This is a genomic window from uncultured Tateyamaria sp., from assembly GCF_947503465.1.
Taxonomy (GTDB): domain Bacteria; phylum Pseudomonadota; class Alphaproteobacteria; order Rhodobacterales; family Rhodobacteraceae; genus Tateyamaria.
Window position 1 is genome coordinate 1709961 of record NZ_CANNDN010000001.1, and the last position, 20985, is coordinate 1730945.

18 protein-coding genes are annotated in these 20985 nt (G+C 60.7%); 8 read left to right on the plus strand and 10 right to left on the minus strand.

Features of this window, described 5'->3' with window-relative positions; all coding sequences use genetic code 11:
• Window positions 1-142 precede the first annotated feature (142 nt).
• The 7 genes from Q0844_RS08680 to Q0844_RS08710 form a co-directional block, all read right to left on the minus strand.
• Window positions 143-1045, minus strand: a complete 903-nt coding sequence (locus Q0844_RS08680) for an AraC family transcriptional regulator (RefSeq protein ID WP_299043952.1) — start codon at window positions 1043-1045, stop codon at window positions 143-145.
• 355 nt (window positions 1046-1400) lie between these two features.
• Window positions 1401-2459 (minus strand): TRAP transporter substrate-binding protein DctP, encoded by a 1059-nt coding sequence (dctP, locus tag Q0844_RS08685; protein WP_299043954.1) that lies wholly within the window; start codon window positions 2457-2459, stop codon window positions 1401-1403.
• A gap of 32 nt (window positions 2460-2491) precedes the next feature.
• Window positions 2492-3964, minus strand: coding sequence for a TRAP transporter large permease (locus tag Q0844_RS08690; protein ID WP_299043955.1), 1473 nt, complete (start codon window positions 3962-3964; stop codon window positions 2492-2494).
• Window position 3965: 1 nt separating this feature from the next.
• Window positions 3966-4550 carry a TRAP transporter small permease gene (locus Q0844_RS08695; RefSeq protein ID WP_299043957.1) on the minus strand — a complete coding sequence of 195 codons (585 nt, stop codon included), beginning with the start codon at window positions 4548-4550 and terminating at the stop codon, window positions 3966-3968.
• Window positions 4551-4637: 87 nt separating this feature from the next.
• Window positions 4638-5150 (minus strand): flavin reductase family protein, encoded by a 513-nt coding sequence (locus tag Q0844_RS08700; protein ID WP_366522987.1) that lies wholly within the window; start codon window positions 5148-5150, stop codon window positions 4638-4640.
• A complete protein-coding gene (locus tag Q0844_RS08705; RefSeq protein WP_299043959.1) occupies window positions 5150-6040 on the minus strand; it encodes an aldo/keto reductase in 891 nt (296 codons plus the stop codon). The genes Q0844_RS08700 and Q0844_RS08705 overlap by 1 nt, the downstream gene beginning before the upstream one ends.
• A complete protein-coding gene (locus Q0844_RS08710) occupies window positions 6040-7194 on the minus strand; it encodes an LLM class flavin-dependent oxidoreductase (RefSeq protein WP_299043961.1) in 1155 nt (384 codons plus the stop codon). The genes Q0844_RS08705 and Q0844_RS08710 overlap by 1 nt, the downstream gene beginning before the upstream one ends.
• 99 nt (window positions 7195-7293) lie before the next feature.
• Between Q0844_RS08710 and Q0844_RS08715 the strand changes: the two genes are divergently transcribed.
• Together Q0844_RS08715 and Q0844_RS08720 are read left to right on the plus strand one after the other, a co-directional pair.
• Window positions 7294-8004, plus strand: a complete 711-nt coding sequence (locus tag Q0844_RS08715; protein ID WP_299043962.1) for a GntR family transcriptional regulator — start codon at window positions 7294-7296, stop codon at window positions 8002-8004.
• A gap of 11 nt (window positions 8005-8015) precedes the next feature.
• The gene (locus tag Q0844_RS08720; protein WP_299043964.1) at window positions 8016-9131 is read left to right on the plus strand and encodes a Gfo/Idh/MocA family oxidoreductase; all 1116 of its coding nucleotides are present in this window, start codon (window positions 8016-8018) and stop codon (window positions 9129-9131) included.
• Between the two features lie 113 nt (window positions 9132-9244).
• On the opposite strand, the gene Q0844_RS08725 is transcribed toward Q0844_RS08720, so the two are convergent.
• Together Q0844_RS08725 and Q0844_RS08730 are read right to left on the minus strand one after the other, a co-directional pair.
• On the minus strand, window positions 9245-10564 hold the full coding sequence (locus tag Q0844_RS08725) for a GH1 family beta-glucosidase (protein WP_299043966.1): 1320 nt from the start codon (window positions 10562-10564) through the stop codon (window positions 9245-9247).
• Window positions 10565-10566: 2 nt separating this feature from the next.
• The gene (locus Q0844_RS08730; RefSeq protein ID WP_299043968.1) at window positions 10567-11604 is read right to left on the minus strand and encodes a substrate-binding domain-containing protein; all 1038 of its coding nucleotides are present in this window, start codon (window positions 11602-11604) and stop codon (window positions 10567-10569) included.
• Window positions 11605-11849: 245 nt separating this feature from the next.
• Between Q0844_RS08730 and Q0844_RS08735 the strand changes: the two genes are divergently transcribed.
• From Q0844_RS08735 to ugpC, 5 genes are all read left to right on the plus strand, one after another.
• Window positions 11850-13208, plus strand: a complete 1359-nt coding sequence (locus tag Q0844_RS08735; RefSeq protein WP_299043969.1) for an ABC transporter substrate-binding protein — start codon at window positions 11850-11852, stop codon at window positions 13206-13208.
• Between the two features lie 124 nt (window positions 13209-13332).
• Window positions 13333-14568 carry a sugar ABC transporter permease gene (locus Q0844_RS08740; RefSeq protein ID WP_299043971.1) on the plus strand — a complete coding sequence of 412 codons (1236 nt, stop codon included), beginning with the start codon at window positions 13333-13335 and terminating at the stop codon, window positions 14566-14568.
• Window positions 14568-15722: a carbohydrate ABC transporter permease gene (locus Q0844_RS08745; RefSeq protein ID WP_299043972.1), complete on the plus strand. Its 1155-nt coding sequence runs from the start codon at window positions 14568-14570 to the stop codon at window positions 15720-15722. The genes Q0844_RS08740 and Q0844_RS08745 overlap by 1 nt, the downstream gene beginning before the upstream one ends.
• A 12-nt stretch (window positions 15723-15734) precedes the next feature.
• A complete protein-coding gene (locus Q0844_RS08750; protein WP_299043973.1) occupies window positions 15735-17390 on the plus strand; it encodes an alpha-amylase family glycosyl hydrolase in 1656 nt (551 codons plus the stop codon).
• Window positions 17391-17440: 50 nt separating this feature from the next.
• The gene (gene ugpC / locus Q0844_RS08755; protein WP_299043974.1) at window positions 17441-18529 is read left to right on the plus strand and encodes a sn-glycerol-3-phosphate ABC transporter ATP-binding protein UgpC; all 1089 of its coding nucleotides are present in this window, start codon (window positions 17441-17443) and stop codon (window positions 18527-18529) included.
• 3 nt (window positions 18530-18532) lie between these two features.
• On the opposite strand, the gene Q0844_RS08760 is transcribed toward ugpC, so the two are convergent.
• Window positions 18533-19735, minus strand: a complete 1203-nt coding sequence (locus Q0844_RS08760) for an ROK family transcriptional regulator (protein ID WP_299043975.1) — start codon at window positions 19733-19735, stop codon at window positions 18533-18535.
• 146 nt (window positions 19736-19881) lie between these two features.
• Between Q0844_RS08760 and Q0844_RS08765 the strand changes: the two genes are divergently transcribed.
• Window positions 19882-20901 carry a sugar ABC transporter substrate-binding protein gene (locus Q0844_RS08765; protein WP_299043977.1) on the plus strand — a complete coding sequence of 340 codons (1020 nt, stop codon included), beginning with the start codon at window positions 19882-19884 and terminating at the stop codon, window positions 20899-20901.
• Window positions 20902-20985 lie beyond the last annotated feature (84 nt).

The window sequence follows — 20985 nt, forward strand, 5'->3', positions numbered from 1 at the left end:
ACCTCTGATGCAAATTTGCGGCGGTCCCAGCTTTGCCCCGTAGCGGTTGAACCGCAAGGGCATGCGGGCCATCAATCACGGATAGTTTTTGCGCAGGTCCGCGTGTTCGGCCCGTGGTGTGCCGAGGCGCCGGAACGTCCCGTCACTCTCGCATGATGCGGCGAAACTGCCCCGGCGTTGCCCCAACCCGTTTGCGGAATACGTCCGTCATGTGCGCCTGACTGGAAAACCCGATATCATAGGCGATGTCCGCAATCGAATCCTCGCTGTCCTGCAACAGGCTCTTGGCCCGCGCCACGCGCCGTTCGATCACGTATTGATGCGGATTAAAGCCGGTTTCGGCCTTGAACGCGCGCATGAAACGGAATTGACTGATGCCACACATCTCTGCCAGATCAGCCAGGGTGATCCGCGTTGCGATCTTGGCCTCAATGAAATCCACGACACGGCTCATTTGTGCGGGGTTCAAAGAGGACCGTGCCCGACCCACCAGCGCATCGTCCTCAAGCCGGGTCACGTAGCGCAGCAACGCCATCCCGATATCCACCGTCCACTCGTCAAACTCGATTGCCGATGGGCTTGGGGCGTCGCGAATCAGCGCGATGCTGTCGGCGAGTGTCCGGGTAAACTCGGCCTCTCGGCAGCCAAATTCGACAGGGACGACGGCGTTATGTGCCGGCCGTGAATCGATGTCATTCACCAGATCCTGCAGCGTACTCACCGGCAGGTAGAGGTGGGAATAATTCAATTGCCCGTCGCTGTTGAACACGGCCTCGTCTTCGGCCGCCTGCAGAAATGCCATGCCGGGGGTCAGGACGGACTCCATGTCGCTGCGGCGGACAGAGGCTCCGGATTCGTGAAAGCAGATCGTGTGATAATCGTCGCGCGGCGATGTGTGCACCTCGCGCAATTGGCCGCTCCAATGCGCATATTTCACGGTCTTGGCAGAATCGCCGCCCCGAAAATCGACCAATGGCATGCCATTCCGCTCGCGCGCCATTTCAACATGGTGTGGCACCAATCTGTGTTCGATCACATCGTGCATTTGTTCCCACGCGCTTGCCCGCGCTACGCCTTGGCCAATTCGCTGATGCAGATCACCCGCTTGCCCACGGTCCGCATCCATTGCACCAAAGCGTGTGTGCGCCACTGTTACGCGACCCTGGCACCCTGCCCGGACCACCATTTCTTGTCCGTTTTGTTGTGTCACAGCGCTTTGGGAACCGATTCCACATTCTTGCCTGCGTTTCGGGCCGCTGACTGGGGTTTTGTCAGTTCCGGCACCGCGCGATCCGGGACCGTATCGCAGCGACGAAACGTGATATCTGGGGCTATCAAGTCGGGCACAAAAAATGGCCGCCCCGCAACGGGACGGCCACATCGTCAGACGCGGGGTCTGATCAGTTCAGGTCAGCAGCACGCGATGCATTCACATCGGCCTCAGCCGCCGCAACGGCTTCGGTCAACGCGGCAAGGATTTCATCGCCACGGGCGACGTTTGCCACGAACCAGTCGCTGACAGGTGCTGCGGCTTCGGCGAATGCAGCCTTCTGTTCGGGTGTCGGCACATACAGGTCACCGCCACCGGCCACAAAGTCTTCGTAGGCCTGGATCGACTTGCGCTTGGGCGATGCAAATGTCGCTTGTTGCAGCGCATAGAAGCCGTCCACAACAACGCGGCGCATGTCTTCTGGCATGCCCAGGAACTTTTCGTTGTTCATCCACCACAGCGCGCCCATGTAGGCATGCCCGTCCAGCGTGACATATTGCAGACCTGCATCGGGGAATTTCATGCCCATGATGTCGGTGATGCCGTTTTTCGACCCTTCAACAACGCCCGTCTGGAACGAGGTAAACAGCTCGGGCCACGGGATCGGGGTTGGCGAAGCGCCCAGCGCCTTGACCAGTTCCTGCGGCAGGTCGGCAACCACGGTACGGATTTTCAACCCATCCATGTCCGACGGTTCGGCCACGCGGCGCTGCGTGTTCGCAAAGTTGCGCCAGCCGCCAGTGTTGCCCACGGTCATCAGGCGGATCGCGCCACCGGAATCTTCCAGCGCCATGTCGCGCATGGTACGCACAAAGTCACCTTGCAGCACATGTTCAGCAATGCGGTCATCTGCCATCAGGTACGGCAGATCAAGAACCTGCACATACGGGAAGATGCCCGAGGCACCGCCCGAGGTGGAGATGTACACATCGATCGAGCCATCGGCCACGCCTTGCAGGCATTCTGCACCGTTCGAGCACAGCTGTGTTCCGATGAACAGCTCGACCGCGATGGCACCGTTCGAGGCTGCCTCGACGTAGTTTTTGAACACGACCAGACCGTCATAATCTTCGTCGTTGGTGTTCGAGTTGGCGGTCGCACGGATCGTGTAATCCTGCGCTTGTGCCATGATCGCAGACCCCGCGACAAGCGCGGCAGCGGTCAGGGTTTTGAGGGTTGTTTTGAGCATTATGGTAGGTCCTCCCGGTTCAAAGCTCTGGATTAGTTTGCAAACCCCGTCAGGCGGGGAATGGTCATGGAAATGGCGGGCACATAGGTGATCAGGAAGATCACCGCGACTTCGATGGCAAGGAAGGGCAGGATCGCCCTGGCGATGGTTTCGACCTTCTCGCGACTGACGGCGGCCGCCACGAAAAGGACAAGCCCCATGGGGGGCGTTGCCAGCCCCACGGTCAGGTTCACCGACATGATGATGGCAAAGTGGATCGGATCAACACCCAGATCGACAAAGATGGGTCCCAGGATCGGCCCCAGGATGATGATGGCCGGCCCCGCATCCAGGAACATGCCCACGATGAACAAAAGGATGTTGATCAGGAACAGCAGCACCAGGGGGTTTTCCGACAGCGTCAGGATGAAATCGGCAAGGATCTGCGGCGCATAGCTGAGCGATACAACCGTCTTGAACGCCAGCGCCGCACCCACCAACAGCAGGACCACGGCAGAGGTCAGCCCCGCTCGGCTGAGGATTTCGGGCAGGTCCGCAAGCCGCATGGTGCGCAGGACAAAGAAGGCGACAAACACGGCATAGGCCACGGCAACCGCCGCCGCCTCTGTCGGGGTGAACACGCCGCCCAGGATGCCACCAAGGATCAGAACCGGCGTTTGCAGCGGCACGATGGCCCGTTTGCAGATGGTGCGGAATTCATTGCTGACTAGCGTTCTGAGGGCCAGCATAAGGGCGTGCGCCACCACAACCGCACCCGCAAACGTGCCCCACGTGATCAGCGCGGATGTGTCGCCCAATGGCAGGAACGCCCAGATCAGCAGGCCGATGTTCAGCCGCACCAGCGCCCAGGACACCCAGCGTTCTGTCGGGCTCAGCTCGACTCCGTCGAACTTGACCTTGTGCGCGGCGGGCAGGTCGTAACGGTCTGCCGTGACCCGGATCATCACCATCAGGCCAATGCCCACCAACACGCCGGGCACGATGCCGGCAAGGAACAGGGCGGCAACGCTTTCGCCCATCACATACGCATAGATAATCATGATGCCCGAGGGCGGGATGATCGGTCCGATGACAGAACTCGCCGCCGTGATCGCAGCAGCGTAGCGGCGGGTATATCCCTCTTTCTCCATCGCGGGGACAAGCATGGAGCCCAGAGCGGATGTGTCGGCCACGGCCGAGCCCGACAGGCCCGCGAACAGGATCGACGACAGGACGTTCACCTGCGCAAGTCCGCCGCGCAAGTGGCCCATGAGCGCTTGGGAAAACTGGACAAGGCGGATCGTGATCCCGCCCTTGTTCATCAATTCGCCCGCCAGCATGAAGAACGGGATTGCCATCAGCGGAAAGCTGTCCATCCCGTTGTAAACATTGCGGTACAGCAGCGTGATGTCGCGTTCCTGGCCGTTCAGATACAGCAGGATACCGGGCGCGGCGAGCAGACCAAAAAAGACCGGCAGGCCGATCATCAGGAACAGCAGGAACAGCGGAAGGAACCAGATCAGCATATCATTCGCTCCCCGCGGCCATGTCGCCCAGATCGAGATCCGGCAAGCGGTCCCCGCCGCCCATCAATTCGATCAGCTTGCGTAGGATCAGTTCGATATTGACCATCAGCAGAAGGATGACGCCCACCAACAGTGACAGCATCATCCAACTGCGCGGCACACGGAACCAGCCATCAAAGGTAGGCAGATAAAGAGACGCGGTCGCAAAGCGGCCGCCAAAGCCGGTCACTTCCGAGATACCGATAGGCAAAGCAACCAGCAGGATCGAAATGGAAATCAGCAGCAGGACCAGCCCGAGGATTGCGGCCATGGCCCGCGGCAAAACGCCGGAGATCATATCAAGCGCCACAAACCCGCCGCGCCGAAAGGCCGTAGGGGCCATCAGCCCCGTCATCCACAGCATGCAGAAGCGCGCGGCCTCGTCCGGCCAGGGCAGAGCATTGTTGAATAGATAGCGGGCCACGACCTGAATCAGGATCGCAATGACCATCGCCGCAATCGCAGCGATGCCAATGGCACGCCCTATCTTGAGCAGAGCGCCATTCACCCAGCTGATCGGCGCAAGCACCGTCAGTAATAGACCCATGAAGGGCCCTCCCTTTGCGGTCGCCCGGCGGTTAGTCCACCGTGGCCCATTTTCCGCTTTAACCCCGCGGGCGGGTCTTGGCCTGCCCTAGTCGCGCAGGCTGCCGTACTGGCCGGCAAAGAACGTGAGCGGCTGGCCGTCGCGCATTTCGGTGCGCTGGACCTGGCCCACGATAATGACGTGGTCACCCGCATCATGTGCTGCCACCTTGCGGCATTCGAACCGCGCAAGGCAATGATCAATCAACGGAACTCCGTCCGCGTTCAGCAGATGGGGGTGATCGTTCAGCATGTGCGCGTCACGCGCAGCAAGTGTGCAGACATCCTGCTGTTCAGCGGCCAGCACATGGATGGCATAATGATCAGCCGCCTCGAAATATGGAAAGCGGCGGGCGCTTCGGTCCACGGACCACAACACAAGGGCCGGATCCAGCGACACGGACGAAAAGCTATTGGCCACAATGGCGACCGGGCCGTCGACGCTTGGGGCGGTGATCACGGTGATGCCGGTGGCAAACTTTCCAAACGCGTCGCGCAGTTGGCGGCTGCTGTCTGCGTCGGGCGAAAACGTTGTGGGTTGGTTCGGGCTTTGCATTGTCATCAGGCTACCTCGTGTCCTAGGGCCGCCTCGTACAGACGGAACCATGTGGGTCGGTCGAGCGATACCTTGGTGGCAGCACCGATGTTCTTGATCCGGTCGATGTTGTTGGTGCCCATGACCGGGATGATGCGTGCGGGGTGCGCCAGCAGGAACGCCGTCGCGATCGCCGCGCGGTCCACACCGTGGGCTTTTGCCAATTCGTCCATGACGCTGTGCAGCTTGTCATTGCCTGTCATCAGGCCCCCGCCACCCAGGGGCGACCATGCCATCAACGGCTGGCCGTGTTTCTGGTGGAAGGCCAGATCGCCATTGGTGAAGGGGTTGATTTCGCTTAAGGAAATTTCGATCTGGTTGGTGACCAGCTCGGTCTTCATACCCGATTGCAGCAGTTCCCAGTCCCAGGGACGGAAGTTCGACACGCCCACAGCGCCTACCTTGCCCGACGCAACCGCCTCGTCCAGCGCAGCCCCGGTTTCATGGTGATCCATGAGCGGATCGGGCCGATGGATCAGCAGAAGGTCGATATGGTCAATCGCCATGTCCCGGAGCGAGTTCTCGATGCTCTGCATGATGTGCGCGCGGGAGGTGTCGTAATACTTGACCGGTGCATCGGCATAGCGCCCCACCGGGGCCACGATGTCGCATTTGGTCACGATCTCCATCTTTGACCGCAGGCCGGTGTCGGCCTTCAGGGCCTCGCCCAGCACCGCTTCGGCCACGTAACCGCCGTAGATGTCAGCCTGGTCAAAGGTGGTTATCCCCTGATCAAGGCAGGCGTGGATCTTGGCCTGCACATGCGTGGTGGACGTGTCGCTGTCATCGGCCAGACGCCACATGCCGTAGACAATGCGAGAAAAATTCAGGGTATCGGATAGGTGGACGCGATCCATTAGCGGCGCTCTCCTGCGGCGAGTGGGGTTGCAGGTGTCCCCGCGGGGACACGTCCGTAAGCATGGGGCAACGAACAGGTTTTCAAGTGCGGCATGACGCGCGCACCAAAGTGTTTCGCCTCGTCGATATGGGGGTAGCCAGAGAAGATGAAGGCGCGAATGCCCATGTTCTGGTACTCTTCGATCTTCGACATGACCTGATCCGTCGACCCAACAAGGGCTGCCCCACAGCCCGACCGCGCCCGGCCCACACCGGTCCAGAGATTGGGTTCAACATAACCGAACTTGTCGGCCAATTCGCGGGCCTTGGCCTGATGCGACACGCCCAGCGATGTGGAATCAAGCGCGCGGTCTCGGATCAACTGTCCATATTCATCATCCAGCTTCGACACGATGAAATCAGCGTATTCACGGGCCTCGGCTTCGGTATCGCGCACGATCATGTGGACGCGCAGGCCATAGTCCAGCGTGCGGTCATATTTCTCGGCCACCGCATTCACATCGCGCATCCGCCCCTTCAGGTTCTCCACGGGTTCGGGCCACATGAGGTAGACGTCGCAATGCTGGCCGCACAGCTCGAGGGCTGACGGCGAGTAGCCCCCGAAATAAAGAAGCGGGCCGCCCGTCTGGTAGGGGCGCACCGGATCGGTGGTGAGCCCTTTGAAGTTATAGACCTCGCCCTCGTAGTTGATTTCGTCCCGCGTCCACGCTTGTTTCAGGATTTCAACGACCTCGCGCGAACGTTGGTACCGATAGTCACTCTCGGCTTTCTCGCCCGGGAAATCGGACGAAATGATGTTCACCGTCAGTCGCCCCTCAAGCATGTGGTCGAGCGTGGCAATGGTGCGGGCCAGCATGATCGGCTGCATCTCGCCACAGCGCACCGCCGCCAGCAGGTTGATCTTGGACGTGATGGGGGCACAGCCCGCCACGAAAGACAGCGTGTCCTGACCCACTTGGTAGGACGAGGGGCACAGGATGTTGCGAAACCCCTGCGTCTCGGCCTCTTTCACGATGTCCGAGCAATGCGCCCAGCTTGACCGCAAGTCGCCATCCGGCACACCAAGGAACTGGTAGTCGTCCGAACAAAGAGCGGAAAACCAGGACACCTCGGCCGCATCAAGGTCGGGGGAGGTGATCGGAACGACGGTCATCTGCGGTCTTTCATCTGAGTAACTTGGCACTTGCGTAACATTGTCATTGATGTAGATCAATGGTGTATCAATTTCCACATCCATCTGTTCTGACGCCACGTGACACGCGCCCAACAATCCCCCCACTCTCTGCCGATCTACGTGCAGATCGCCGAGCTTCTGACCCGCGACATCGTGGCCGGCCGGCTGATTGATGGGGAACGGCTGCCGCCCGAACGCGACATGGCATCAGAGCTGGGCATAAGTGTGGGCACATTGCGCAAGGCCCTGCGGGACATGGGCGAAAAGGGCCTGATCGAAAGTGTTCAGGGCTCGGGCAACTACATCCGGGCCAGTGGCGATACGGGTACCGTCTATGCGATGTTTCGCCTGGAATTGCTCGAAGGTGGCGGCCTGCCGCGGGCCCAGGTGCTGTCTGTGGACCTGATGGACAAGGCACCTGACCTGCCTGACTTCGGCACCTCTGGTCAGGCCACCCGGATCCGCAGGTTGCGGTCCCTGAATGACACAATCATGGGCGTGGAAGAAATCTGGCTGGATGCGGATGCGGGAATCGTGTCCCAAGCCACCATGTCCGAATCCCTTTACGCCACCTATCGCAAGGAATTGGGTCTGTGGATCCAGCGGGCCGAAGACCGTGTGTCACTGGGCCCCGTGCCTGATTGGGCACCGGACGCCTACGCCCCCCGTCCCGGCGATACCGTTGGCTACATCGAACGCCTGAGCTGGTCAGACGCTGCGGCCCCCATTGAATTTTCCCGCACATGGTACGACCCGGCACGGGCCGTCTATGTGCAACGACTGAAATAAAGGAACACCGCTTGGAACAGGTACGCTACGGCATCATCGGATGCGGCATGATGGGGCAGGAACACATGCGCAATATCGCACTGCTGCCCGAGGCAAGCGTCGCCGCGTACTTTGAACCCGATGACGGGATGGCGGCGCTGGCGGGCGCGATTGCCCCGGCGGCCAGACGGGTTGCCTCGGTGGCCGACCTGTTGGCGGTGGACGAACTGGACTGTTTGCTGATCGTCAGTCCCAACTTCTGCCACGTGGCGCAAATGGAAGAGATCGCGGCGATCCGCCCCTTACCCTTGCTGGTGGAAAAGCCGCTGTTCACGGATCCGGATGATACGATCAAACTGGCGACCTTCCGCGATGCCTACCCGGCGCCGATCTGGGTGGCGATGGAATATCGCTACATGCCGGTGATCTCGGAATTCCTGTCAAAAGCTGACGCTGCCACCGGCGGCGTCAAACAACTCAGCATCCGCGAGCACCGCTTTCCTTTCCTGGAAAAGGTCGGCGACTGGAACCGCTTCAACCGCTTCACAGGCGGCACCTTTGTCGAAAAATGCTGCCACTTCTTTGATCTGATGCGCCTGACAATGGGTGCGGAGCCGGTGCGCATCATGGCATCGGCCAGCCAGTCCGTGAACCACCTGACCGAAGCCTATGACGGCGAAGTGCCCGACATCATCGACAGCGGCTATGCCTTGGTTGATTTCGACAATGGCACGCGGGCGATGCTGGAATTGTGCATGTTCGCCGAAGGCAGCGCCTATCAGGAAGAACTGTCTGCCGTGGGGCCATCCGGCAAGATCGAAGCCTTTGTACCTGGCCCCGGCCGGTTCTGGCCGGACCATCTGGGCCCGGCTCCCGTGGCCAAGCTGGTCACATCGCCCCGCCATCCGCAGGGGCCCGAAACGCACGATATCCCGGTGGACCCGACGTTGCTGGAAGCGGGCGACCACAACGGATCAACCTTCTATCAGCACCAGAAATTCGTTTCGATCGTCCGCGGCACTGGCACGCCGGATGTCACACTTATCGATGGTTGGGCTGCGGTGGCGATGGGTATCGCCGCACAGGAAAGCGCCAGAACGGGTCAGGCGGTCGACCCAATGCGCTGGATGCCCCCGTCCTCCGGCTAAGACTAACGCAGGGTGTTTGCAGGAATTGTCATGGGCGCGAGTGAACCGGGTAACGTCCCTTTGTTCAAAATATGAATCGCGCGGCAAAGCCTCCCCTTCCGGTATCGTCCCGGTCAGCGCAGCATCTTCTGAAACGCATGCCATGATGCCTTGGGGGTCCGTTCCAGCGTGTCGAAATCGACATGGACCATGCCAAAGCGTTTCTCATAGCCCAGCGCCCATTCGTAATTGTCCATCAGCGACCACGCCATGTAACCCTTAACCGGGACGCCCTTGGCGATGGCATCGCGGACAGCTTGCAGGTGGCTTTGGAAATACGCGATGCGGGCATCATCCCGTACCGCACCCTCGACGATCACATCTGCATTCGACATGCCGTTTTCGGTGACGAACAGGGGCAGATCGCCCGTGTATTGCTCTGCCGTGCGCACAAGAAAATCGTGCAAGCCCTGGGGATAGACCTCCCACCCCATCTGCGTTTTTTCCAATGGTCCTTCGACCGCATGGTGATGCGGCCACGGACCGTCGTTCGGGGCCAGGATCGATCGTGTGTAGTAGTTGATGCCGGCCCAATCGAGCGGGGCGCTGATCGTGGCCATGTCGTCCTGCCACCCGGCGGGAAAATGCGGCCCCAGGGCAGTGACCAGGCGTTCGGGATAGCAGCCCTTGAACGCGCCAGAGACAAAGAAATGGTTGTAGTAATCGTCATACAGCGCCGCCGCCTCGACCGCGCCCGCGCTGTCATCGGCGGGCGCCGCCCATTCCATATTGAAGACGGCGCCAAGATTGCCGATCCCCATGCCGCGCATCCGCTCTACAGAGGTGCCATGCGCCAACAGCACATGGTGCATCGCCCGCGCCGTGGCGCGAATGTCACGCAAACCCGGCGCGTGATGCCCGATGAAATGCGACAGCCACGACACGCACCAGAATTCGTTGATGGTCGCGACCGAATAGGTCCGGTCGCCGATCCGTCCCATCACCGCCTCGGTAAAGTCCCCGAACCACCCCGCGATGTCCCGGTTGCGCCAGCCACCAAGATCCGCGAGCGCTGATGGCAATTCCCAGTGATAGAGTGTGACACAGGGTTTGAGGTTCCGCGCCAGCATGCCGTCAACCAACCGGTCATAGAAATCGAGGCCGTCCGGGTTCACCGTCCGCCCATCCGGCATCACCCGCGCCCAGCTGGTCGAAAAGCGATACGCGTCAAAGCCCCCGTCGCGCAACAGGTCCAGGTCCGCCTCGTACCGGTGATAGTGATCGCAGGCGCGCGCGCCATCCTCGGCCCGGACAACATTGCCCGGCGTGGCAGCGAAATCGTCCCACATGGTGCGACCTGCATCGCCATATTGGTGGCCCTCAATCTGGTAGGCAGAGGTTGCAGCCCCGAAAAGGAACCCTTCGGGAAAGTCAGAGCGTTTGTGCGTGAACATGGTCAGTCCCTGGAATGATCCGGCGCGGGGCCGGTTGAGGTGCCCGAGACAAACTCGGCCTCCCACAATTCGGTTTCGTGCGGCGCATGTGGCATGCGAATTCTGTTGATCAACATCTTGGCCAGTGCAGCCCCCGCCGCCCGCACCGATGATTGCCATGCCGTGAACACGGGCGTGTCACCGCCATTGCCAAAATAGCTGAGGCAGTCGTCAAAGGTGACGATGGATACGTCTTTGCCCACGCGCAGTCCTCGTTCATCCAGGGCCCGGCGAACGCCAGCCGCACAAATGATCGAGGCGGCCAGAAACGCCGTGGGCGGCTGGTCGAAATCCAGCATCAGGTTTGCCTGCGCATAGCCATAGGCTTCGGTCATTTCGCCCGTGCTCATCAAATCAGGCACAATGGGCAGCCCTGCAAAACGCAAAGAGGATTCGTAGCCCGATCGGCGGCGAATGGCGAAATCCATGGTTTCCTGCCCATTGATCAACGCAATCCGGCGATGACCAAGGCTGGCCAGGTAGGACGTCGCCTCGGAAAAGGCGCGCGTGTTATTGACGTCCAACCAGGAATAAGGCGCCTTGATCCCCGTCGACCGGCCATGCACCACATATGGGAGCCCGATCTTGTCCAGTAGGGCAAGGCGCGAATCGTTGCGGCGCGGCGCGTGCACCACCACTCCGTCGACGGCGCCCCGCGCCTTGAGATTGCGATACGTGTCCGCCTCGTCCTGGGCGCCCACACGCGTCACCATCATGTCATAGCCGTGCGCGGCATAGCTTTCACCGGCGCCGGCCATGAAGTCGCCAAAGATCGGATTCACCATTTCCGCCGAATCGCTGACAGAAATGACGTGTCCGATGCACTTTGCATGGCCCGTGGCCAACCCCTGCGCCCGCGTGTTGGGGCTGTAGGCATGCGCCTGGGCCGCCTGAACGACGCGGGCACGGGTTTTTTCCGACACCTCGGGATAGCCGTTCAGCGCCCGGCTTACCGTTGTCTGGCTGAGACCCAGCAAAGATGACAGTTCCTTAAGATTCACAGGGCGATCCGTTCCAAAGCGCTTTCAAAGTCGCAGGCTAGCGGTTGGTTGCGCTAACGTCAAAACTTCTGATGGCTCTCGTTTTACGTGTTAAACTAATTTGCATCGACAGACCGAGACCATTTGACAGGACGTGAAAATTCGGCAACGGTCGCGGCATTCCAAAGCGCTTTGGCAATCTTGAAAGCGTACATGATCCGCGCATCAGCCGGGTCGGATTGGACACGAATGGGAGGACGACCAGAATGACCACCAAACTTCTGGCCAGCGCCGCGGCGTTGGCTATCACTGCTGCTACAGCACATGCAGACGGCCACCTGGCCTTTGCCCCGGGCGAAGGCCCGTTTAGCTGGGACAGCTACAACGCATGGGCCGAGGGTGCCCCTGACCTGAGCGGTCAGACCATCACCGTGTTCGGCCCCTGGCTGACACCCGAAGATGGCTATCTGAACAACGCTCTGGCCTATTTCGAAGCTGCCACAGGCGCCGACGTGATCTACACCGGGTCCGACAGCTTCGAGCAACAGATCGTCATTGATGCCGAAGCGGGCTCTGCACCGAACATCGCCGTCTTCCCACAGCCTGGCCTTGCCGCCGTCATGGCAAGCAAGGGCCAGCTGCACCCCCTGCCCGCGGGCATGGGCGACTGGGTCAAGAACAACTATGCCGCCGGTCAATCCTGGGTTGACCTGGGCACGTATGCCGACGCAGATGGCAACGACCAGGTATTTGGCTTTTTCTACAACGTGAACGTCAAATCGCTTGTCTGGTACAACCCCGAGAACTTCGAGGATGCCGGGTACGAAATCCCCGAAAGCATGGAAGAACTGAAGGCTCTCACGGATCAGATCGTTGCTGACGGTGAAACACCATGGTGCATCGGTCTGGGTTCAGGCGCGGCCACTGGCTGGCCCGCGACCGACTGGGTCGAGGACATGATGCTGCGCACGGTCGAGCCTGCGGTCTATGACCAATGGACTTCGAACGAAATTCCGTTCGATGACGAGCGTGTCGTGGCAGCCATCGAAGAGTTCGGCTGGTTCGCCCGTGACGACGCCAAGGTGGCCGGTGGGTCCGGTGCGGTTGCATCGACCGACTTCCGCGACTCGCCCAAGGGCCTCTTCTCGAGCCCGCCGCAGTGCTACATGCACCGCCAGGCGTCGTTTGTGCCTGCCTTCTTCCCCGAGGATGTGGAATTCGGTGTCGACACCAACTTCTTCTACTTCCCGTCCTACGCGGACAAGGACCTGGGTGACCCGGTTCTGGGTGGCGGTACGCTGATGGCGATCACTGATCCCTCGGATGGCGCAAATGCCCTGATGGAGTTCTTCCAGGAGCCGATCAGCCACGAGATCATGATGGCGCAAACCGGCTTCCTCACACCGCATAACGGTGTGAACCTGGACGCCTACAAGGATGACACGCTGCGTGCGTTGGGTGAAGTTCTGCTGGGTGCGACCACCTTCCGTTTCGACGGTTCGGACCTGATGCCCGGTGGCGTTGGTGCCGGTACGTTCTGGACCGGCATGGTTGACTATGCAGGTGGCAAGGACGCGGCCACCGTGGCGGGCGAAATCCAGGACAGCTGGGACGCATTGAAGTAAGGCCACAAGCCACTCACAACACAGACCAGCCCGCGTATTTGCGGGCTGGTCAACCAGACCGGCCAACGCCGCCGGTCCGCGAGAGACCCGACAAAACCGGGCCTCGCCAAAGGGAGGAAGCGTGATGAACCCTGCACTGTTGGGATTGATGACCATTGCACTCGGTGTGGGTGGATGCGTCCTGTACTTCTGGGGGTCGAACCAGATCCTCGACAAGGTGATCTTTCCGGCGAAGGGGCCCCAAGCCGGTCAGAACATCAACCGGGCCAACCAGGTGCGGCCCTGGCTGTTCCTCTTTCCCGCCATTTTCGCACTGGGCCTGTACCTCGCCTACCCCGTGTTCGAAACCCTGCGCCTGTCTGTGACTGACCGTGACCTTGGGGGCGCATTTGTGGGCCTTGCCAATTACAACCAGATGATGGCCGAGCCCAAATTCTGGGAAGCGCTGCGCAACAACATGCTTTGGCTGATTGTGGTGCCCGCGGCCTCGACCGCCTTTGGCCTTCTGGCCGCCCAACTGACGGACCGGATCAAATGGGGCGCCGCTGCCAAATCACTCATCTTCATGCCGATGGCGATTTCCTTTGTCGGCGCAGGCGTGATCTTTAAACTCGTCTACGAAGCGCGCCCCGCAGACCAAAGCCAGATCGGCATTCTGAACGCGGTGTGGCTGCAATTCGAAGGCGGTATCGGATCATTCCTGTTCCTGCAGGCGCTGCCGGGTCTGATGCTGTTGGCATTCGCCGCCATCGTAGCCTATGTCGGCTGGATTTTCGTTCGCCCGATCGCGGAAAGTCGCCAAAACGGCGGAGGTGCCGGATATGTCCCGTTGCGTCTGTTCGTGGCGGTCGCGGCGCTCTACCTGGTCTATCTGTCGCTGTCCTCGCTGATCGGTATTTTCACCTTTGACTATCCATATGGCGAACCGCAGACGTGGCTGACCATTCCGTTCTGGAACAGCTTCCTGCTGATGGTTGTCCTGATCTGGATCCAGACGGGTTTTGCCATGGTGATCCTGTCGGCCGCCCTGCGCGGCATCCCCGAGGAAACGATCGAAGCAGCGATCATTGACGGCGCCAACCCGTTCCAGATCTTCTTCAAGATCAAGGTGCCGCAGATCATGGGCACCATTGTGGTGGTCTGGACCACCATCACCATCGTCGTTCTCAAGGTCTTTGACATCGTGTTCGCGATGACCAACGGCCAGTGGGAGACGCAGGTTCTGGCCAACTACATGTACGACAAGATGTTCCGCGCCAACGATTGGGGGGTCGGGTCCGCCTCGGCCATCGTGATCATGCTGCTGGTGACACCGATCCTTGTCTGGAACGTCTACAACGCCCGTAAGGAGATGAAATAATGGACAATATTGCAGGTTCCAAATCGTCCCTTGGGTGGGCTGTCAACATTTCGGTCGTGCTGCTTGTTGCACTCTGGGTGTTCCCGACCTTTGGACTTCTCGTGTCGTCCTTCCGGACGGCGGACCAGATCGTCGGATCGGGCTGGTGGGCGTCGATGTTCCCATCCGAACAGACCGAGCGTTTCCGCGCATCGGACCCGGACGGTAACCGGGTTCAGCGCGGTGATCTATTCGTGGTCGAAGGCAATATTTTCGAAGAAAATGGCGGCGGCGGTGACATCCAAAGCTGGGGCACCTCGTCCCGTGCGGTCGATGCCTACCAACCCGGCGACGTGGCTGACCTCGGCGATGGCGAGACATTCACTGTGGACGCCGACGGCAACTATGCCTGGTCCGGGAACGAAGAGCAGATCAGCGGACGGGGCCAACGCGCCTTTGTCACGGCCGTGTCTCCGCCAGAGTTCACGACGGAAAACTACGTGAACATCATGACCAGCGGCAATGACACCGACAACATGGCCAAGGCGTTCTTCAACACGCTGACGGTGACCATTCCCGCCACCATCATCCCCATCGTCGTGGCAGCCTTTGCAGCCTATGCGCTGGCATGGATGGACTTCCCCGGTCGGGCGATCCTGATCGCCTGCGTCGTGGGCCTGCTGGTCGTGCCCCTGCAACTCGCGTTGATTCCGCTGCTCAAGCTGCATGTCGGTATCGGCATCGGCAAAGGGTATCTAGGGGTGTGGCTGGCCCATACCGGCTTTGGCCTTCCACTCGCGATATACCTCTTGCGAAATTACATGGTTGGCCTGCCCCGCGACATCATCGAAAACGCAAAGGTGGACGGCGCGACGGATTTTCAGATCTTTACCAAGATCATCCTCCCTCTGTCGTTCCCCGCCCTGGCGTCCTTTGCGATCTTCCAGTTCCTGTGGACCTGGAACGATCTGCTGGTGGCCAAGGTGTTCCTGATTGACGCCACGGGGCAAACGACAGTGATGACCGACCAGATCGTGAACTTGCTGGGCACCCGGGGGGGCAACTGGGAAATCCTTGCCACGGCGGCCTTTGTATCGATTGCAGTGCCGCTGTGCGTCTTCTTCGCAATGCAAAAATACCTGGTGCGCGGTTTGCTGGCCGGGTCGGTGAAATAGGACCTCTCATCAATGAACAAGAAAGCGGAATTCGACATGGCGCGAACTCTGGTGACGGACAAGGACTGGTGGCGCGGGGCAGTAATATACCAGATCTATCCGCGCAGCTTCCAGGACAGCAACGGCGACGGCATCGGTGACCTGAACGGGATCACCAGCCGCCTGCCCTATGTTGCCTCGCTGGGTGTCGATGCGATCTGGATCTCGCCGTTCTTCACGTCCCCGATGAAGGACTTCGGATATGACGTCAGCGACTATCGCGGCGTGGACCCGATGTTCGGGACGCTGGCGGATTTCGACGCGCTGGTGGAAACGGCCCACGCCTTGGGGCTGCGCGTGATGATCGACCTGGTTTTGTCGCATACGTCGGACCAGCATCCATGGTTTGCAGAAAGCCACGTGGACCGGACCAACGGCAAGTCAGACTGGTATGTCTGGGCGGACCCCAAGCCGGACGGCACGCCGCCCAACAACTGGCTCTCTATTTTTGGCGGCCCGGCCTGGACGTGGGAGCCGCGGCGCGAACAGTACTATCTGCACAACTTCCTCACGACGCAGCCTGATCTGAACTTCCACAACCGGGATGTGCAGGATGCGCTGCTGGATGTGACCCGGTTCTGGCTGGACCGGGGGGTGGATGGTTTCCGCCTCGACACCATCAACTTCTACTATGCCGACAAGGAACTGCGCGACAACCCGGCCCTTCCCAAGGACCGGCGCAACGCGAACATCGCACCGTCGGTCAACCCGTATAATCACCAGGAACACCTGTATTCCAAGAACCAGCCAGAGAACCTCGAGTTCCTCGCGCGTTTCCGGTCGCTGCTGGATGAATACCCCGGCTCTGCCGCGGTTGGCGAAGTGGGTGATGCGCAGCGCGGGCTGGAAATCATGGGCGAATATACTGCCGGGGACGACCGCGCGCACATGTGCTACGCGTTCGAATTTCTGGCCAAGGACCCGCTGACGGCCACCCGCGTGGCCGAGGTCCTGAAAAAGGTCGACGATGTGGCCGCCGATGGCTGGGCGTGCTGGGCGTTTTCCAACCACGACGTCATGCGTCATGCCAGCCGCTGGGACTTGACGCCTGCCGCGATACGCGCCTACGCAACACTGATCCTGTGCCTGCGCGGGTCGGTCTGTCTCTACCAGGGCGAAGAACTGGGTCTGCCCGAAGCCGATGTGGCATTCGAAGACCTGCAAGACCCATACGGCATCGAATTCTGGCCCGAATTCAAGGGACGCGACGGGTGCCGCACACCCATGGTGTGGGAACCATCGAACAGCAATGGGGGCTTCACCGGTGGTGAGCCGTGGTTGCCAGTCAGTCGCGAACACCTGCACAGTTCGGTATCCACGCAAGAAGACGACCCGACCGCGCTGTTGCACCATTATCGCAAGGCGGTCGCCCTGCGTCACACGCACAAGGCACTGTCAAAGGGCGATCACAGCGGCGTCACGGCAACGGGTGACGTTGTGCACTTTACCCGCCATCACGACGACCAGACGATTTTCTGTGCCATCAACCTAAGCGACGAACCGGCCACGCTGGACCTGCCCGATGGGGCGTGGGTCACCATCGGGTCGGAATTGGGCAGCACCGCCCCGAGCCCGGATGGGCATGTCCATCTTGGACCCTGGCAGGTGGCGCTGGCTTTGAAGACATAAACGAGGAAACGGGGGGCGGGTCACCGCCACCCCGAAGGGAGGGACCAACCATGGCCGACTTGAAACTGACAGATGTCGAAAAGACATATGGCGGCACGGTCAACGTGCTCAACAACATCAACCTCGACATCGAAAAGGGCGAACTGATCGTCTTTGTCGGCCCCTCGGGTTGCGGCAAGTCCACGCTGTTGCGCATGATCGCAGGGCTGGAGAAGATCACCGGCGGCACCCTGGAAATCGACGGGACCGTCGTGAACGACGTCCCCCCCGCCCAGCGCGGCATCGCGATGGTGTTCCAATCCTACGCCCTGTATCCGCACATGACCGTGCGGGACAACATGACCTTTGCCCTGAAACTGGCAAAGAAATCCCAGTCCGAAATTGACGAAGCGGTGAACCGCGCCGCCCGCATCCTGCAACTTGAACCCTATCTGGACCGTCTGCCCAAGGCCCTGTCCGGTGGTCAACGCCAGCGGGTTGCCATTGGCCGGTCCATCGTGCGCGATCCCAAGGTATACCTCTTTGACGAACCGCTCTCGAACCTGGACGCCGCCCTGCGCGTTGCGACCCGGATCGAGATTGCGCAGCTCAAGGAATCCATGCCCGACAGCACCATGATCTATGTGACCCACGACCAGGTCGAGGCGATGACCCTGGCCAGCCGTATCGTGGTGCTTGCCAACAAGGGCATCGCGCAGGTGGGCAGCCCCCTTGAGCTTTATGAACGCCCGCAGAACGAATTTGTGGCGCAATTCATCGGATCGCCCTCAATGAACCTGCTGCCCGGCGAAATCGTCGAAACCGGCACGCAGACCAAGGTGAAGATGGGCAACGGGTCCATCATCACATCGGCTGTCCCGACACAGGACGGCGACATGGGGATGCAGGTCAACGTGGGCGTCCGCCCCGAAGACATGATTGCCACCGAAGGTGACGCCGTGTTCGAAGGCAAGGTGGACTTCACCGAAGCGTTGGGCGAGGTTACCATCCTGTACTTCGAAGCACCCGAAGGCGAACAGGCCGTGCTGGCGAAAATGCCCGGCATCCACAAGGATCTGCGCGGCCAATCCGTCAAGGTGACGGCGGAACCGGGCAAGGTGCAACTCTTCGCGAACGGAGAGTCGCTCTACTACCGCTAGGGCTCAGCCCTGCTCGAACATGGCGGCAGAGCGATCGAGCAGAAACTGCCCAATGACCGGCCCCGCGGCAGCACCGATGCCGCGGGCATTTGCGCCGATTTGACCCGCAACAGTTTCCGGGCGGATCAGCCCCCGCATATCCTTTGTCGCAAGCGCCGCGCGCGTCGCGTCGACCAGGCGCGCACGGATCGCGGGCGGCATGGCGCCGTCGATCACCACGGCCTCCACGTCGATGACAGCACAGCTGGCAACGCTCGCGATGGCAAGCGCGTCCGCGGTCTGCGCAATCCACGGCGCAACGTGTTGTTCCAGATGGGACCAATCCTGCGGCTGCTGCCACAACTGGCGCGGATTTTCAGCAGCGTCGATCAGGCGCAATTCCAGCGTGCGGATCGATGCCAGATCAATCAGGTGCCCCGGATTGCCCTGCAAGTCGGGCACCGGCATCGTCCCGAATGCGCCCGCATTTTTCTGATTACCCTCGAATACGGCATGGTCCAGCACCACGCCGCCTCCGACAAAGGCGCCGATGAAAAAGTAGATGTAGTCGCGATATTCCCGCCCGATCCCGAATACATGTTCCGCCCGGCAGGCAGCCGTCGCATCATTGACAAGGCGCACAGGCAAGTCGGTGATGCGGGCCACCTCGGCCACAAAATCGGCATCTTTCCAGGCCTCGAACTCATCGGCGGGCGCATCCAGCAACTCATGCCAGCTCCACAACTCGAACGGCGTGGCGATGCCGACACCGCACAATCGCCCGCGCATCGCGTCATCCATATCCGCGTTCAGCCGGGCAAATCCACCTCGCAGAAAGCTGAACACGTTACCGGGCAACGGATAGTCATAGGTATGGCGCAACTGGTGACGCACCTGCCCCATTGCATCCAGCACCAAAAGATCGGCACTGCGGCGTCCGATCTTGAGGCCCACGGAAAACACGCCATCAGGGTTCAGCAGGAAAGGCACCGATGGCTTGCCCACCTTCCCCTTGACCGGCCGACCCTTCAACAGCAACCCATCCTGTTCCAGCTTGCGCAGGATCACCGACGCCGTTTGCGGCGACAGCCCCGTCCGCCGCGCAAGGTCGCTGCCCGGCAGCCCGCCATTGCGCTGCAAGATCGACAGGATAAGCCGCTCGTTATAGGCCCGCACGCCGGTCTGGTTGATCCCACCAGACAAGGTGCGCACGTGGTCCAGTGTCATCAAGCCATTCCTCCCATTGCGATCTTTGCGCGCGTCAATTAATAAATCAAGTTGAATTATTAATTTGACAGCGCTGCAGAATCACGCTTCCCTTGGGGCAGTTCGGATTGCGGGTCCCGTGGTCCGACAAGTTCTGGGAGGACACCATGAAAAAACTACTACTCGGCACCGCATGTGCCCTGACAACCATGGCTGGCGCCGCATTGGCCGATGGGCATGCTGTTTCGGCCTGCTTGATCACCAAAACGGATACGAACCCCTTCTTCGTGAAGATGCGCGAAGGTGCCACCGCCAAGGCAGAAGAGCTTGGCATCAACCTCAGTTCCTTTGCGGGCAAGGTCGACGGCGACCATGAAACGCAGGTGCAAGCCATCGAAACCTGCATCGCCAACGGCGCCAAGGGCATCCTGCTGACCGCCTCGGACACGGCAAGCATTGTGCCGGTTGTCCAGCAGGCGCGTGACGCGGGTCTTCTGGTCATCGCGCTGGACACGCCGCTCGAACCGATCGACGCAGCCGACATGACATTCGCCACCGACAACTTCCTCGCCGGTGAACTGATCGGCGCATGGGCCGCCGCCACATTGGGTGACGAGGCCGCCAACGCCAAGATCGGCATGCTGGACCTCGCCATCAGCCAACCCACCGTGGGTGTGTTGCGCGACCAGGGCTTCCTGACCGGTTTCGGCATCGACATTGGTGATCCGAACAAGTGGGGCGACGAAACCGATCCCCGCATCGTCGGCAACGACGTGACCGCCGGCAACGAGGAAGGCGGCCGCCGCGCGATGGAAAACCTGCTGGCCAAGGACCCGTCCATCAACGTGGTCTACACCATCAACGAACCTGCCGCTGCCGGAGCCTACGAGGCGCTCAAGGCCATTGGTCGCGAAAACGACGTGCTGATCGTGTCCGTCGATGGCGGTTGCCCCGGCGTCCAGAACGTGGCCGACGGCGTGATCGGCGCCACGTCGCAGCAATACCCGCTGTTGATGGCATCGCTGGGGATCGAGGCGATTGCCGCCTGGGCCGCAGATGGCACCAAACCGGAAGCGACGGATGGCAAAGCGTTCTTTGACACCGGCGTGGCGTTGGTGACGGACCAGCCCGCGGACGGGGTCGAGAGTATCTCGGTTGCCGAAGGCAAGGACCTGTGCTGGGGCTGATCTGCAGACGCAGTTGAGACAAGGAGCGTCCGTGTCGCACGGACCTCCCCTTTTTTCACGGAAACACGTTATACTTGGGGCGGG